The sequence below is a fragment of the Vibrio sp. MarTm2 genome (assembly GCF_027587055.1).
Lineage (GTDB): Bacteria > Pseudomonadota > Gammaproteobacteria > Enterobacterales > Vibrionaceae > Vibrio > Vibrio sinaloensis_D.
Map to the genome: position 1 here is coordinate 513,625 of NZ_JAPPTK010000001.1, position 15,140 is coordinate 528,764.

Annotated in this window: 14 protein-coding genes and 1 tRNA gene; 12 read left to right on the plus strand and 3 right to left on the minus strand. The window is 47.2% G+C overall.

The window, feature by feature from the left end; all coding sequences use genetic code 11:
* Positions 1-27: 27 nt before the first annotated feature.
* On the minus strand, positions 28-2,058 hold the full coding sequence (gene uvrB / locus OH458_RS02345) for an excinuclease ABC subunit UvrB (protein WP_005473426.1): 2,031 nt from the start codon (positions 2,056-2,058) through the stop codon (positions 28-30).
* Positions 2,059-2,607: 549 nt separating this feature from the next.
* On the opposite strand from uvrB, the gene OH458_RS02350 reads away from it, so the two are divergent.
* The 10 genes from OH458_RS02350 to OH458_RS02395 all read left to right on the plus strand — a co-directional run bounded on the left by OH458_RS02350 (position 2,608) and on the right by OH458_RS02395 (position 10,855).
* A tRNA-Asn gene (locus OH458_RS02350) sits at positions 2,608-2,683 on the plus strand.
* Positions 2,684-2,931: 248 nt separating this feature from the next.
* Positions 2,932-3,513: an electron transport complex subunit RsxA gene (gene rsxA, locus OH458_RS02355; RefSeq protein WP_005476911.1), complete on the plus strand. Its 582-nt coding sequence runs from the start codon at positions 2,932-2,934 to the stop codon at positions 3,511-3,513.
* Positions 3,513-4,094, plus strand: coding sequence for an electron transport complex subunit RsxB (gene rsxB / locus OH458_RS02360; RefSeq protein ID WP_038133845.1), 582 nt, complete (start codon positions 3,513-3,515; stop codon positions 4,092-4,094). Before rsxA ends, rsxB begins: the two co-directional genes overlap by 1 nt.
* Before the next feature lie 8 nt (positions 4,095-4,102).
* A complete protein-coding gene (rsxC, locus tag OH458_RS02365; RefSeq protein ID WP_269977150.1) occupies positions 4,103-6,832 on the plus strand; it encodes an electron transport complex subunit RsxC in 2,730 nt (909 codons plus the stop codon).
* Positions 6,832-7,878: an electron transport complex subunit RsxD gene (gene rsxD / locus OH458_RS02370; RefSeq protein ID WP_269977151.1), complete on the plus strand. Its 1,047-nt coding sequence runs from the start codon at positions 6,832-6,834 to the stop codon at positions 7,876-7,878. Before rsxC ends, rsxD begins: the two co-directional genes overlap by 1 nt.
* An 8-nt stretch (positions 7,879-7,886) precedes the next feature.
* Positions 7,887-8,522 (plus strand): electron transport complex subunit RsxG, encoded by a 636-nt coding sequence (rsxG, locus tag OH458_RS02375; protein ID WP_269977152.1) that lies wholly within the window; start codon positions 7,887-7,889, stop codon positions 8,520-8,522.
* Positions 8,515-9,204 carry an electron transport complex subunit E gene (locus tag OH458_RS02380; protein ID WP_269977153.1) on the plus strand — a complete coding sequence of 230 codons (690 nt, stop codon included), beginning with the start codon at positions 8,515-8,517 and terminating at the stop codon, positions 9,202-9,204. The genes rsxG and OH458_RS02380 overlap by 8 nt, the downstream gene beginning before the upstream one ends.
* Before the next feature lie 30 nt (positions 9,205-9,234).
* Entirely contained in the window at positions 9,235-9,876 is a 642-nt protein-coding gene (gene nth, locus OH458_RS02385; protein WP_269977154.1) for an endonuclease III, read from the plus strand.
* A gap of 11 nt (positions 9,877-9,887) precedes the next feature.
* On the plus strand, positions 9,888-10,304 hold the full coding sequence (gloA, locus tag OH458_RS02390) for a lactoylglutathione lyase (protein WP_269977155.1): 417 nt from the start codon (positions 9,888-9,890) through the stop codon (positions 10,302-10,304).
* A gap of 113 nt (positions 10,305-10,417) precedes the next feature.
* Positions 10,418-10,855, plus strand: coding sequence for a DUF2753 domain-containing protein (locus OH458_RS02395; protein WP_005476910.1), 438 nt, complete (start codon positions 10,418-10,420; stop codon positions 10,853-10,855).
* 48 nt (positions 10,856-10,903) lie between these two features.
* Here the strand turns inward: OH458_RS02395 and motY are convergent, their stop codons facing one another.
* A complete protein-coding gene (motY, locus tag OH458_RS02400; protein ID WP_269977156.1) occupies positions 10,904-11,785 on the minus strand; it encodes a flagellar protein MotY in 882 nt (293 codons plus the stop codon).
* A gap of 226 nt (positions 11,786-12,011) precedes the next feature.
* Between motY and rnt the strand changes: the two genes are divergently transcribed.
* Positions 12,012-12,671 carry a ribonuclease T gene (gene rnt, locus OH458_RS02405; RefSeq protein ID WP_038133829.1) on the plus strand — a complete coding sequence of 220 codons (660 nt, stop codon included), beginning with the start codon at positions 12,012-12,014 and terminating at the stop codon, positions 12,669-12,671.
* A 26-nt stretch (positions 12,672-12,697) separates the two neighbouring features.
* Positions 12,698-14,023: a Na+/H+ antiporter family protein gene (locus OH458_RS02410; RefSeq protein WP_269977157.1), complete on the plus strand. Its 1,326-nt coding sequence runs from the start codon at positions 12,698-12,700 to the stop codon at positions 14,021-14,023.
* Positions 14,024-14,095: 72 nt separating this feature from the next.
* Here the strand turns inward: OH458_RS02410 and bamC are convergent, their stop codons facing one another.
* On the minus strand, positions 14,096-15,124 hold the full coding sequence (gene bamC, locus OH458_RS02415; protein WP_038133823.1) for an outer membrane protein assembly factor BamC: 1,029 nt from the start codon (positions 15,122-15,124) through the stop codon (positions 14,096-14,098).
* Between the last annotated feature and the right edge of the window lie 16 nt (positions 15,125-15,140).

Consider the following 15,140-nt stretch of genomic DNA (forward strand, 5'->3'; position numbering starts at 1 on the left):
GGCTATTTTTTTATCTTGATAAAGCCGTTAACTGTTGGCGATAAATTGCTGACGCAGTTTTTCGATCTGATCGCGCTTTTCTGCCGCCAATTCAAATTCCAGATCTTGCGCATGTTGATACATTTGCGCTTCTAGTTTGCTGATCTCTTTCTCAAGCTGTTGTGGTGTCATGACATCATAACGTTGTGACGATTCCGCTACCTTCGATAACGGTACCGCTTTACTCACACGCTGCTTCTTGCTCTTGGTGATGTCACCGAGCTCCATGATGTCTTTAATGTTGCGTTTCAGAGCTTGTGGTTCAATGCCCATTTTTGCATTGTATTCCTGCTGCTTCTCTCGGCGGCGATTGGTCTCGTCCATCGCTTTCTTCATCGATTTGGTGATCGAATCCGCGTACAGGATCGCTTTACCACTGACATTTCGCGCAGCACGACCAATGGTCTGAATTAATGACCGTTCGGAGCGAAGGAAACCTTCTTTGTCGGCATCTAAGATAGCAACTAAAGACACTTCCGGCATGTCCAAGCCCTCACGTAACAAGTTAATGCCGACCAAGACATCGAACTCGCCCAAGCGCAGATCGCGGATAATTTCAACACGCTCAACCGTATCAATATCAGAGTGGAGATAGCGCACTTTCACATCATGTTCCGTAAGGTACTCAGTCAAATCCTCTGCCATACGCTTAGTGAGTGTGGTAACCAGAACACGCTCATCTTTAACAGAGCGAATTCGAATTTCAGACAACAGGTCATCCACTTGGGTTGCTACAGGGCGTACTTCTAATTCAGGGTCAAGTAAACCAGTAGGACGAACCACCTGATCGGCGATCTCGTTGTCAGATTTTTCCAGCTCATAATTACCGGGCGTCGCTGAAACAAAAATGGTTTGCGGAGCAATAGATTCAAACTCCTCAAACTTCATTGGTCGGTTATCAAGTGCCGAAGGTAGGCGAAAACCAAACTCTACCAAAGTCTCTTTCCGAGAACGGTCACCTTTATACATGGCGCCAATTTGTGGCACGGTGACGTGCGATTCATCGATGATTAGAAGACCATCATGAGGAAGATAGTCAAACAAAGTCGGAGGCGGCTCTCCCTCTTTGCGCCCACTCAAGTAACGAGAGTAGTTTTCGATTCCAGAACAAAAACCGAGTTCGTTCATCATTTCTATATCGAACTGAGTACGTTGTGAGATCCGCTGTTCTTCAAGCAATTTGTTGTTTTCTAGGAGATACTTTTTACGCGACTCCAATTCGACCTTGATGTTTTCAATCGCATCTAGAATCCGGTCACGTGGGGTTACATAGTGGGTCTTCGGGTAAATAGTGAAACGTGGTAAATCGCGCTGTTTTACCACACCCGTCAGTGGGTCAAAAATGCTAATGCAGTCAATTTCATCATCAAACATCTCAATACGAACCGCATCTTGATCCGATTCTGCAGGGAAAATGTCGATCACCTCTCCCCTAACGCGAAATTGACCGCGTTCAAAGGCAACATCATTACGGCTGTATTGAAGTTCTGCAAGACGACGCAAAATATCGCGCTGATCTAAAACATCACCGCGACGAATATGCAGCATCATTTGCAGATAGGCTTCTGGATCCCCCAAACCATAAATCGCGGAGACCGACGCAACAATGATGGCATCTTTTCGTTCAAGTAGTGCTTTGGTGGCAGACAAACGCATCTGCTCGATATGTGCGTTTACTGAAGCGTCTTTTTCAATGAAGGTGTCTGTTGTTGGGACATAGGCTTCTGGTTGGTAATAGTCGTAATACGAAACAAAGTACTCAACCGCATTGTGAGGAAAAAATGATTTCATTTCCCCATACAGCTGCGCTGCTAGCGTTTTATTCGGTGCTAAGAGAATGGCTGGTCGTTGCGCTTTGGCGATCACATTCGCTAAAGTAAACGTCTTACCAGACCCTGTTACCCCGAGCAAAGTTTGGTGGGCTAACCCTGAATCTAAACCTTCTAGCAACTGATTGATGGCGGTCGGCTGATCGCCCGATGGCTGATAATCCGATACCAATTCAAATACTTTACCCATAGACACCTCGGCCTTATCCACTTTTCATCAATCCATTATTGTGACTGTATAAATATACAGAAACAATAGCTGAGGAAAAAATATCTCGCTGTTTTAATAAATTTGTACTGTGATCGCTAGATCATCAATTTCAATCCTGTTACTATCTTCCGCCCTAGCAGAGATCCCTTCTCAAAAAGTCTTTCAAATAGCTCACAAGTTATTCACATTTTCCCGCTATATCACTTGATCACAGAAATAATCCACTCGATCCAATTTAGTCACAAAATGGCTAAAAGTTAACCTGACGCTTTATTATACAACCGGTTACAAAATGATCTTTATTGATTATTTTTAGACTTAATACTCTACAAATCGATTGTTTATTAATTGCTCAAGTTTAATTAACATAGTTATCCACAATTTTGGTGGATAAGTAAATCTAGCCTTTGTCTGATAAGGGCTACAAGAAAGTAAAGTTTTTTATTACGCAAAAAATCATCATTCACAGCCTATTTAATGTTGACAGGGTCAAACTGGATCGTTAAGATTCGCCCCGCTTAAAGCAATTCCTCCTTAGCTCAGTTGGTAGAGCGACGGACTGTTAATCCGCAGGTCGCTGGTTCGAGCCCAGCAGGAGGAGCCAGATTTAGAGAAAAGCCCAATCGAGAGATTGGGCTTTTTTCGCATTGATGGCGTTTACAACCTAAGTTCGATCGCGCTACGCCCATCTGATAAGCATCGACGACCCTCTCTATCGATATTTCGTGCGACTTTTTGCCACCAAATCCGTATAAATTTCACTCAACAGCATAAAACCTTATCTTTCCTTGGTTGTTATTGGCTTGGCAAAGCACGATAATATCGGGATCGGAATTTCTCAAATAAATAACTATGACCGAATATCTTTTGTTGTTGGTAGGCACAGTCCTAGTAAACAACTTTGTACTGGTGAAGTTTTTGGGCTTATGTCCATTTATGGGCGTGTCCAAAAAACTGGAAACAGCAATCGGAATGGGGTTAGCGACAACGTTCGTTTTAACCCTCGCCTCCGTGTGTGCCTACCTTGTTGAAAACTACATTCTAGCGCCTCTTGGTCTTCAGTACCTCAGGACCATGAGCTTCATTCTAGTGATTGCTGTTGTCGTACAGTTCACGGAAATGGTGGTCCACAAAACCAGTCCAACACTCTACCGCTTACTGGGGATTTTCTTACCCCTTATCACGACCAACTGTGCGGTTCTGGGTGTCGCGTTACTCAATATCAATGAAAACCATAACTTTATTGAATCCATCATTTATGGTTTTGGTGCTGCGGTCGGTTTCTCGTTAGTGCTGATTCTGTTTGCTTCCATGCGTGAACGTATTACCGCGGCTGACGTACCCGCTCCCTTTAAAGGTGCATCTATCGCAATGATTACCGCAGGACTTATGTCGCTGGCATTCATGGGCTTTACTGGGTTGGTGAAATTGTAATGAGCTCGATTCTAATTGCGGTATTAGCCGTAGCAGCATTGGCTGCCGTATTTGGCGCGATTCTTGGCTTTGCTTCTATTCGCTTTAAAGTGGAAGCGGATCCTATCGTAGACCAGATCGACAACATCTTACCTCAGACTCAATGTGGTCAGTGTGGATACCCAGGCTGTCGCCCGTATGCAGAAGCGATCGCGAACGGCGATGCAATCAATAAATGTCCTCCAGGCGGGCAAGCCACGATTGAAAAACTGGCAGATTTAATGGGCGTAGAAGCCACAGAGTCAGCCCACGAACTGGATGATGTTAAGACTGTTGCCTTTATTCACGAAGATATGTGCATCGGCTGTACTAAGTGCATCCAAGCTTGTCCTGTCGATGCCATCGTGGGTGGCACCAAGGCACTGCACACCGTTATAAAAGATGAATGTACAGGCTGCGACCTGTGTGTCGCGCCTTGTCCGACAGATTGTATTGAAATGATTCCTGTAGAAACCACTACAGCGAACTGGAAATGGCAACTGGACGCCATTCCTGTTGTTGATATTACCGATTCTGCAGCCAAGCAGAAAAGTGTGAATTAAGGACTGGTATGTTGTCATTAATCGAACAAATTAGAACGGGCGCTCTCTGGGATTTTCCAGGCGGTATTCACCCACCAGAAAACAAGCGACAGTCCATTCAATCACCCATCGCGCGTGCCAGTCTCCCTAGCGAGATTGTCTTGCCTGTCAAACAGCACATTGGCAAGCCGGGTACGATAACAGTGAATGTGGGTGACGAGGTCAAAAAAGGCGAAGCACTGACCAAATACGACACCAGCTTTATGCTACCTATCCACGCTCCAACCTCCGGCAAGGTTGTAGCGATAGAGCATAGAACAACTGCTCACCCTTCAGGATTATCCGAGCTGTGCATTGTCATTCATCCAGATGGCGAAGATACCTGGATAGATCGCGAATGCGTGGAAGACTATCGCCAATCCTCCCCTGATGAACTGATTGAAATTATCCGCCAAGCGGGTATTTCAGGCATGGGTGGCGCAGGCTTCCCGACGGCGAAGAAGATTCAATCTGGCTTAGCACGTACCGATATATTGATTGTCAACGCGGCGGAGTGTGAGCCGTACATCACCGCAGATGACATGTTGATGCAAGAACATGCCGACGAAATCATCCAAGGTATCGAAATTGTTGAGCATATTCTCAAGCCGAAACTGACCATCATTGGCATTGAAGACAATAAACCAAACGCGGTCGCGGCTCTACAACACGCGGCACTAAATAAAGACATTGTCATCCGAGTGATTCCGACCAAATACCCTTCTGGTGGTGAGAAACAGCTCATCAAAATTCTTACCAATAAAGAAGTGCCAGCAAATGGGATACCTGCAGATATTGGTTTGCTGGTGCAAAATGTCGGCTCGCTACAGGCTATCAAGCGCGCGGTTTGCGACGGCGAACCACTCATCGAGCGCATCGTTACGTTAACAGGCGATACCTTTAAGCAGCCAAGAAACGTTTGGGCGCGAATCGGTACTCCTGTGCAAGCGCTACTCGATGAATTTGGCTACAAAGCCGATAAAAAACTGCCTCGCCTAATTATGGGGGGCCCTATGATGGGGTTCACCTTGCCACATGCCAATGTGCCCGTCACCAAAACCGCAAACTGCATCCTCGCACCGACTCGCAAAGAGATCTCACCAGATCACTATGAGATGGCGTGTATTCGTTGCGGTCAGTGTGCAGAAGTCTGCCCCGCGTCATTGCTTCCTCAACAACTCCAGTGGCACGCCAAAGCTGAAGAGTTCGATAAGTGTGAAGAGCTAAACCTAAAAGACTGTATTGAATGTGGGGCGTGTGCATTTGTCTGCCCGAGTGAAATTCCACTTGTTCAATACTACCGCCAAGCAAAAGCAGAAATTCGCACTCGTAAAGAAGAGGCGGAAGCAGCAGAGCGCGCGAAAATACGCTTTGAAGAGAAAAAAGCGCGCATGGAGCGAGATAAAGCCGAACGAGAAAATCGCTTCAAGAAAGCGGCTGACGATCGTCGCAAAGAGATGAAAAAGTCTGGCAGTGATGACGCGATTGCCGCCGCCATCGCACGCGTAAAAGCGCAGAAATCGGACAAAGCACCTACTGAAAATACGGTAAAACCTGCGGTTGCCGCTGCCATAGCCAAAGCGAAGGCTAAACAGGCTGCTGCGCAAAATTCAGGCAGTAGCGAACCCGACAATTCCGAAATGATGAAGTTGCGTGAGGAACGCAAACGCCAAGCTCGTGAGCGAAAAGCACAAAAAGCTCAACAATCGCCTTCAGAGCATAGTGCTGACAGCTCAGACAAAAAAGACGCTGTTGCTGCTGCAATCGCTAGAGCAAAAGCTAAGAAAGCCGAACAAACAAACAGCGACGCGCCTACCAGCGATAAAAAAGCTGCAGTCGCCGATGCGATAGCAAGAGCGAAAGCACGTAAGGCCGCGCAGGCAGCAGAACAAACTCAGCCAGAAGCGAAGCCTCAAGTTGAGGAAGCCGAGGCTGAACCTGCTCGAGCGGACGACCCGAAAAAAGCCGCTGTCGCTGCTGCCATCGCACGGGCGAAAGCACGCAAAGCCGCGCAAGGAGCAGAGGAAACTAAGCCGCAAGTTGAGGAAGCCGAGGCTGAACCTTCTCAAGCGAACGATCCGAAAAAAGCCGCCGTCGCTGCTGCCATTGCACGAGCAAAAGCGCGTAAAGCTGCACAGCAAACAGAGCAAGCTCAACCAGAAGCGAAGCCTCAAATTGAGGAAGCCGAGGCTGAACCTGCTCAAGCGGACGATCCGAAAAAAGCCGCTGTCGCTGCTGCCATTGCACGAGCAAAAGCGCGTAAAGCTGCACAGCAAACAGAGCAAGCTCAACCAGAAGCGAAGCCGCAAGTTGAGGAAACCGAAGCTGAGCCTATACAGGCGGACGATCCGAAAAAAGCCGCTGTTGCTGCTGCCATTGCCCGAGCAAAAGCGCGTAAAGCTGCGCAAGAAGCAGAGCAAGCTCAACCAGAAGCGAAGCCGCAAGTTGAGGAAGCCGAGGCTGAGCCAGCACAAGCGGACGATCCAAAAAAAGCCGCTGTTGCTGCTGCCATTGCGCGAGCTAAAGCGCGTAAAGCTGCGCAAGAAGCGGAGCAAGCTCAACCAGAAGCGAAGCCGCAAGTTGAGGAAACCGAGGCTGAGCCTGCACAAGCGGACGATCCAAAAAAAGCTGCTGTCGCGGCTGCCATTGCACGAGCTAAAGCGCGCAAAGCTGCGCAACAACAAGCGAAAGAACAACAAAATTCTGAGGAGAAAGAGTAGTGGCCTTTTTTATTGCCAGCTCACCCCATGCGCACAGTCGCAGAAGCACTCCTGACCTAATGAAGTGGGTTGCATTATGTGCACTACCAGGCTTGGCAGCACAAACCTACTTCTTTGGTTGGGGAACCCTAATTCAGCTAATACTCGCTTTAGCTGTCGGCTTAAGCCTAGAAGCGTTAGTGATGGTTTGCCGCAAGCGCTCTCCGATGTCGGCACTGCGCGACAACAGCGCCATAGTAACCGCTTGGTTGCTTGCGATCGCCATTCCACCATTCTCTCCATGGTGGATCGTTGTCATCGGTCTTATTTTTGCCATTGTCATCGCAAAGCACTTGTATGGCGGCATAGGACAGAACCTATTCAATCCTGCCATGGTCGCTTATGTCGTCTTGCTCATCTCTTTCCCTGTCCAGATGACAAGCTGGGTATCACCGAATGAGCTGCAAGCGACATCTATCTCAATGGGGGATGCATTCTCGCTCATCTTTACCGGATTCAACTTAGATGGCCTATCGCTGCAACAAATTCGCTCGGGTATCGATGGAATTACGATGGCAACGCCACTGGATGCGTTTAAGACAGCCCTTCTTACCGGAAATACCGCGAGCGAAGCGATGTCTCAGCCACAATTTGGCGCTCTTGCTGGCATTGGCTGGGAATGGGTGAACTTAGCGTATCTGATTGGCGGTCTTGCATTAATTAAACTTCGCATCATTAGCTGGCATATTCCCGTCAGCTTTTTACTGGGTCTAACGGCGGCAAGTGGCCTGTTCCTATTATTAGCTCCGGGTGAAACCGCTTCACCAATACTGCACCTGCTCTCTGGCGCAACCATGCTAGGCGCGTTTTTCATCGCAACTGACCCTGTCTCTGCGTCAACGACGGTTAAGGGACGTTTGATATTCGGTGCTTTCATTGGTGTGATGGTGTTTATTATTCGAAGCTGGGGCGGCTTCCCAGACGGTGTCGCTTTTGCCGTTCTTTTAGGCAATATGTGCGTCCCTCTGATCGACTATTACACTAAGCCACGTACCTATGGACACTAAGGAGCAGCATGTTAAAAGCAATTCGTAAAAATGGTGTTGTCCTTGCCGTATTTGCTTGTGCTTCCACAGGCTTAGTCGCGTTGACGCACTACTTAACCAAAGACCAGATCCACCAGCAAGAGCAAGCTCAGCTGTTGTCAGTACTCAACCAAGTGATTCCTCAAGAGTTGCATGACAACGACCTATATCAAGCCTGCACATTTGTCAGTGACTCTGCTTTAGGCACCGAACAACCTATGCCGGTTTATATGGCGTCAATCGCAGGACAACCGTCTGCATTGGCCATCGAAGCCATTGCACCTGATGGCTACAATGGCGCGATCAAATTGATTGTTGGCATCGCACAAAACGGAGAAGTTCTTGGTTCACGTATTCTAAGCCATCAAGAAACACCTGGCTTAGGTGACAAGATTGACCTGCGTGTCAGCGATTGGATATTGAGTTTTTCGGGCAAAACGGTAACCGAAGAAAATCAATCAACCTGGAAAGTGCGTAAAGATGGCGGGCAATTTGATCAGTTTACCGGGGCAACCATTACACCGCGTGCTGTCGTAAAAGCAGTCAAGAATACCGTCTCTTACGTCAACACACATCGTGAGCAAATTCTCAACCAACCTCTAAACTGCGGAGGCAACAATGAGTGAACACAAAGCGCTGATTAAAAATGGTATGTGGGACAACAACCCCGCACTGGTGCAGCTACTCGGGCTCTGTCCACTGTTGGCGGTCTCTTCCACTGTCACCAACGCACTTGGACTGGGTATCGCCACGCTGTTGGTTCTCGTCGGATCCAACGTCACCGTTTCTCTAGTACGCGACTACGTACCAAAAGAAGTGCGTATCCCAGTGTTTGTAATGATCATTGCCGCACTGGTGACCTGTGTTCAGCTATTAATGAACGCATACGCCTACGGTTTGTACCTGTCGCTTGGGATTTTCATTCCACTGATCGTCACCAACTGCATCATCATTGGCCGCGCAGAAGCCTTCGCCTCTAAAAATGATGTTTTACCGTCTGCGCAAGATGGTTTTTGGATGGGAATGGGCATGACAAGCGTGTTAGTCGTTCTCGGTGCAATGCGTGAAGTGATAGGCAATGGCACTTTATTTGAAGGTGCAGACCTACTACTCGGTGAATGGGCCAAAGCGCTGAGAATCGAAGTCTTTCAGTTTGATAACAGCTTCTTGCTTGCCCTTCTCCCTCCGGGTGCCTTTATTGGTGTGGGGCTACTCATCGCCGTCAAAAATATTATCGATAAACAACTTGAAGCTCGCCAACCAAAACAAGAAAAACCAACGATAGAACGAGCGCGAGTAACAAACTAACAATAAAAAAACACTGGAAAGCAGCCTCAAATGAACAAAGATAAACGCCGTCAAATATTAGAACGGCTGAGAGCAGACAACCCAAGCCCGCAAACCGAGCTCAACTGGAGTACCCCTTTTGAGTTGTTGATTGCGGTCCTGCTTTCAGCGCAAGCCACCGATGTCAGTGTCAACAAAGCAACGGATAAGCTCTACCCTGTTGCCAACACCCCTCAGGGATTGTTTGATTTAGGCGTGGATGGTGTCAAAGAGTACATTAAGACCATCGGCTTGTTTAACTCGAAAGCTGAGAACGTGATTAAAACGTGTCAGATCTTATTGGAAAAGCACAACGGTGAAGTACCAGAAGATCGCGAGGCACTAGAAGCCTTGCCGGGTGTCGGGCGTAAAACGGCGAATGTGGTGCTCAATACTGCCTTTGGTTGGCCTACCATTGCCGTCGATACCCACATCTACCGCGTATCCAATCGCACTAAATTTGCTATGGGCAAAAATGTCGACCAAGTTGAAGAGAAATTGCTTAAGGTCGTACCTAAAGAATTCAAATTGGATGTCCATCACTGGCTCATTCTTCATGGCCGCTATACTTGTGTGGCACGCAAGCCGCGCTGCGGAAGCTGTATTATTGAAGACCTGTGTGAATTCAAAGAAAAAGTCTATCCAGAAAGTTAGGAGAGTGAACAATGTCAAACGGACGCATTCTGCACACTATGCTTCGCGTAGGTGATCTTGATAAATCGATCCAGTTTTACACCGAAGTCATGGGAATGACTCTACTTCGCACCAATGAAAACAAGCAGTACGAATACACGCTTGCATTCTTAGGTTATGGTGATGAATCGCAAGGTGCCGTGATTGAGTTAACTTACAACTGGGGTACGAGAGAGTACGACCTTGGCACCGCATTTGGCCATATCGCAATAGGTGTCGACGACATCTACACCACTTGTGACGCAATCAAAGCGGCAGGCGGCAACGTGACCCGAGAGCCTGGCCCAGTAAAAGGTGGTTCAACACATATTGCCTTTGTGAAAGACCCTGATGGCTACATGATCGAGCTTATTCAGAACAAATCGGCCACAGCGGGGCTAGAAGGTTAAACGACCGAATCAAGTATGAAATAAGGCAGCAACACGCTGTCTTATTTTTTAACCTTTACTTGATAATAATTATCATTTAATCTCACTCTACTAATCACGAGGAGAATGAGATCATGGGTATTGCAGAGTGGGAGAAACATACATTGCTCGCAGACATGGCAATGAATGAAGAGGATCACTTACGGAGTATTCTTCACTATCAACAAGCATTAACACTCAGTGAGCGTATCGGAGATGCCGATGACGTTGACGTCGAAGATCGCTTAATGATTTCGGTGATATCTTGTCACAATATGGCGATGTTCTGGCGCCAGATGGGTGATGTACCCTACGAGCTTAAATACCTTCAACTCGCATCTGAAAAAGTTTTAACCTTGGTTCCACAATGTCCAAACAGTGATTGTGACGCCTTTATCGATTCGATGGGGTGTTGTAAAAAAGCGTTGATCGAGTTTATGAAGCGCCATCCAAATCCTAAAATTGCCCAGCTGGTGCAAGATATCGACACCGCGACCAACTGCAATCTTATTGCTAAGTTCCGTTTAAACTAATCACCGATCCTGCTCAAAATAGCCAGCGACATGCTGGCTATTTTGGCTTTAGACCTGAGTTCGCCCCAGAGAAATCACCACCCTTCGGTTTCGGTCTTTCCCAATCGGTGACGCGTTATCATCCACAGGACGGCGTTTGCCATAGCCCTGCACTCGAATGCGATCTTCAGGTAAACCTAACGACTTAAAGTAATCTTGCAGCACTTCAGCTCGTCGCTCTGAAAGATTTTGACTGGCGCTCTTGCTGTCTTCTGCGTCGGTGTAAGTGGACACCAACACCAAATCAATATCTTGATTATGACGAATATACTCCGCGATTTGCGCCAAACGCTTCTGTGATTGCTTGTTTAACTCAACACTGGTTCGGTCATAGTGAAGAATCGTGAAGGCGATATCTTCAAAGCTATACGGCAATAAATTTGCGATACAGTCACTAAACACATTGTAGGAATTCTGGAACAGTACTGATGACAACGCGACTTCCACACGCTCATCACGACTTTGCCACTCTTGATAACTAAATGTTGGGTAACGCCCTTTTTCCAACTCGCTGAGTATACTCCACGCCGTTTGCCCGCCGACATAACCGTCAAACTGCTGGAAAAATCGGATGTTGGTGATTCGGTTAGCACCTTCCCCCGGACGCCACGCCGGTGGCATAGAAGTTAAGGAAACATCACGTGTTTTCCCCATTGGGCGCTTCATTTTTAACTCAAAATCAAGATTGATCTTTTTGCTGGCAAAAGAAGAAAACACGGCATCGCCATAATTCGGAATGGGATGGACCAAACGACACTCTAGCGGTGTATTGGTGATCATTTGCCACTGGGACTGTTGTGGCGAAGCCACGTAGCGCACATCCATTGCCCAACTGTTGTGTGCAATCGTCGCTAAGGCGAGTGTCAGTCCTGTTGCAAACCGCTTCTTCATAGTGTGTTACTTCTCTTAATGACAGCATGGGCTGAGGCGGAATATTGCCGCGCTCAGTTGAGACAGTAGATACAATGCAAAAATCTCGCCAAGGTGGCATTCCTTCTCCATCACACAAGGAAAAATAAAACTATCAATTACGATTGACTTTAAATTCGACAATGCGGTTTTTCTTGATCAAAGAATCTGCAATAATGCTGCCCTTGTCACACAATTATAAGCCAACATGACTGTAGAAAACGAAGCATTGACGCTTAAAAAACGCTTTCGCGGCTATTTCCCCGTAGTTATCGATGTTGAAACTGCAGGGTTCAACGCCAAAACCGATGCACTTTTGGAAATTTGTGCCGTTACTTTAAAAATGGATGACAACGGCGATCTCCAACCCGCATCGACCATTCACTTTCATGTTGAGCCATTCGAAGGCGCCAATATCGAAAAAGAGGCGCTCGACTTTATCGGTCTTCGTGACCCTTTTAGCCCACTTCGTGGGGCAATTCCCGAGTCAGAAGCACTCAAAGAAATTTACAAGCTAGTACGCAAAGAGCAAAAAGCGGCCGATTGCAGTCGTGCCATCATCGTCGCGCACAATGCTCAGTTTGATCACAGCTTCGTCATGGAAGCCAGTGACCGTAGCAAGCTTAAACGAGTCCCTTTCCATCCCTTCGCAACCTTCGACACCGCAACGCTAAGCGGTCTCGCTTACGGGCAAACTGTGTTAGCCAAAGCGTGCAAAGCTGCTGGGATGGAATTTGACAACAAAGAAGCCCACTCTGCTCTCTATGACACACAAAAAACAGCAGAGCTTTTTTGCGGCATCGTCAATAAATGGAAAGCCCTAGGGGGTTGGCCACTCATTGACGCTGATGCCGAGAACAATAATTAATAAGTAAACACAACAAAGAGAAAACTATGAATCCTGTTGTTATTTCAGTATGTATCATGCTGCTCCTAGCACTGATGCGCGTGAATGTCGTGGTTGCCCTGACATTCAGTGCGATTGTCGGTGGTTTAGTAGCAGGCATGAGCCTCAACGACGCTATTGCTGCTTTTGAAAGCGGTCTTGGGGGCGGTGCAACGATCGCACTAAGCTACGCCATGCTTGGTACTTTTGCCGTCGCTATCTCAAAATCTGGTATTACCGACCTTCTTGCCAACAGCGTTATCAAACGCATTCACGGCCAAGAAAATGGTACAGCCTCTACAGGCCTTAAGTATGCTGTACTTATTGCACTAGTGCTTGTGACCATGTCTTCACAAAACATTGTGCCTGTCCATATCGCCTTTATTCCCATTTTGATTCCACCTCTATTGGGCGTGTTCGCAAAACTGAAGCTAGACCGCCGCATGATTGCGTGTGTACTCACCTTCGGCCTAGTCACTCCTTACATGGTTTTACCAGTCGGATTTGGTGGCATTTTCTTAAACAATATCCTGTTAAAGAACTTGCATGACAATGGTCTAGAAAATGTCGTTGCTAGTCAGGTTCCTGTCGCAATGCTACTACCTGCAGCGGGCATGATTTTTGGCTTACTTACAGCCATTTTCTTCAGCTACCGTAAGCCACGTGAGTATAAAGAAACTGAGTTGACTCATATTGAAGAAACTCCCAAAGGCATTAATAAAAAGAATATTTGGGTTGCCGCAGCGGGTATTGTTGCTGCTTTGTCAGTTCAACTGTCAACGGGCTCAATGATTATCGGCGGTTTGGCTGGCTTTATGGTCTTTACCTTCGGTGGTGTGATTGCATGGAAAGAGACGCACGACGTGTTTACCAAGGGCGTTCACATGATGGCTATGATTGGCTTTATCATGATTGCCGCAGCAGGCTTTGCCGCAGTAATGAAGCAGACAGGCGGTGTCGAATCTTTGGTTGAAGCATTATCAACCAGCATTGGTGACAACAAACCAATGGCAGCACTATTAATGCTGGTTGTAGGCTTGTTGGTTACTATGGGCATTGGTTCTTCGTTCTCTACGATTCCAATTCTCGCAACGATTTACGTTCCTTTGGCGGCGGCATTTGGTTTCTCACCAATGGCAACCATTGCCCTTGTGGGCACAGCGGCGGCACTTGGTGACGCAGGTTCACCGGCATCAGATTCAACCTTAGGTCCAACATCAGGACTTAACGCGGATGGCCAGCATGAACATATTTGGGAAACCGTCGTTCCCACCTTTGTGCACTACAACATCCCTCTTATCATTTTTGGCTGGATTGCCGCAATGATTCTATAGCGTTCACCTAGAAACAAAAAAAGCTGACTTAGTGATAAGTCAGCTTTTTTATTATCTCAGCGTAACGGTAAATTACTCTTGGTTGTTTTTACCAGCTACAGCGCTCAATACAGGCACCATATCTTTCAGTAATTCTTCTTCCACTGGCTTACCTGAGGAATCCGTTACGTTAATTGACGTACGGTTACCCAAGTCACCAAACAAGAAGGTGTAAGTACCTGAACTTAAACCAATTGGCTTAACGCCGATTTCTGTCCAAAACTCATCGTCTGGCGAAGCATACTTCGCTTTTATCGTACCTTGAGACTGATTGCGCTCTTCAATCGTAAAGCCCATGTTTGGCAGTAATCGCGGCAAGCGTTGCCAAAGCACGTTATAAGGCGTACGAGCAATAATAACAGGGAAACCGCTTCGGTCGGAGCCCATGGTAATTGGAATATGCTTAACCAATTCTTGCGCTTTGCGCTGTGCTTCTTCACGAAGGTCAAGATCGTAACGCGCCGTCACCAAGTTAGTCATCAAGGCATTGTAACGCTCTTTATTTAGCGCAGTGACAGGCATCTCTTTGCCTGCTTCTTTCCAGTCGATTAGAGCAATTTTAAAGCCGTGACGTCCGCCCGCTTTCACTCTATCGATTTCATAACGAGCGCCAAGTTCAACGTCTTCATCTTCCGATGACCAAGTCACCCAATCGGTCTCGACACGTGTCGCGGTTTGCTCACGAATACCGATGTTTTGCTCTTGAAGCATTTTCATCGCAGTCGCCCAAACAGTATCGAGCTCACTCTCTCGGAGCAACCATAGGGTTGTTTCACCTTGCTTACGTTCTGCTCGAGCTCCAGGGATTAACTCAAGCACTTGCTGAGGTGGGCGAATGTCGACCTCTTTTCCGATGCCACCAGCGTAATCACCCTGAGGGATTTGATAGTTGGTATAAAACTGAGGCTCCGCACCTTCAGCCATCTTCCATTCTTCTAACGCTGGAGTATCAAGATACTCGAAGTCATCTTTCGCCTGACGGCGTTGAGTCGCGTTACCAGAACATGCTGTTAAAACAAAAACAGCTAGCGAACTGAGAACTAGCTGGTGAGACAATTTCATTGAAACTCCTGATAAG

Bases quoted from the DNA above. Each gene is read 5' to 3' on its own strand.
- uvrB (WP_005473426.1), bottom strand. From the start codon at position 2,058: ATGGGTAAAGTATTTGAATTGGTATCGGATTATCAGCCATCGGGCGAT.
- rsxA (WP_005476911.1), top strand. From the start codon at position 2,932: ATGACCGAATATCTTTTGTTGTTGGTAGGCACAGTCCTAGTAAACAAC.
- rsxB (WP_038133845.1), top strand. From the start codon at position 3,513: ATGAGCTCGATTCTAATTGCGGTATTAGCCGTAGCAGCATTGGCTGCC.
- rsxC (WP_269977150.1), top strand. From the start codon at position 4,103: ATGTTGTCATTAATCGAACAAATTAGAACGGGCGCTCTCTGGGATTTT.
- rsxG (WP_269977152.1), top strand. From the start codon at position 7,887: ATGTTAAAAGCAATTCGTAAAAATGGTGTTGTCCTTGCCGTATTTGCT.
- OH458_RS02380 (WP_269977153.1), top strand. From the start codon at position 8,515: ATGAGTGAACACAAAGCGCTGATTAAAAATGGTATGTGGGACAACAAC.
- nth (WP_269977154.1), top strand. From the start codon at position 9,235: ATGAACAAAGATAAACGCCGTCAAATATTAGAACGGCTGAGAGCAGAC.
- gloA (WP_269977155.1), top strand. From the start codon at position 9,888: ATGTCAAACGGACGCATTCTGCACACTATGCTTCGCGTAGGTGATCTT.
- OH458_RS02395 (WP_005476910.1), top strand. From the start codon at position 10,418: ATGGGTATTGCAGAGTGGGAGAAACATACATTGCTCGCAGACATGGCA.
- motY (WP_269977156.1), bottom strand. From the start codon at position 11,785: ATGAAGAAGCGGTTTGCAACAGGACTGACACTCGCCTTAGCGACGATT.
- rnt (WP_038133829.1), top strand. From the start codon at position 12,012: ATGACTGTAGAAAACGAAGCATTGACGCTTAAAAAACGCTTTCGCGGC.
- OH458_RS02410 (WP_269977157.1), top strand. From the start codon at position 12,698: ATGAATCCTGTTGTTATTTCAGTATGTATCATGCTGCTCCTAGCACTG.
- bamC (WP_038133823.1), bottom strand. From the start codon at position 15,124: ATGAAATTGTCTCACCAGCTAGTTCTCAGTTCGCTAGCTGTTTTTGTT.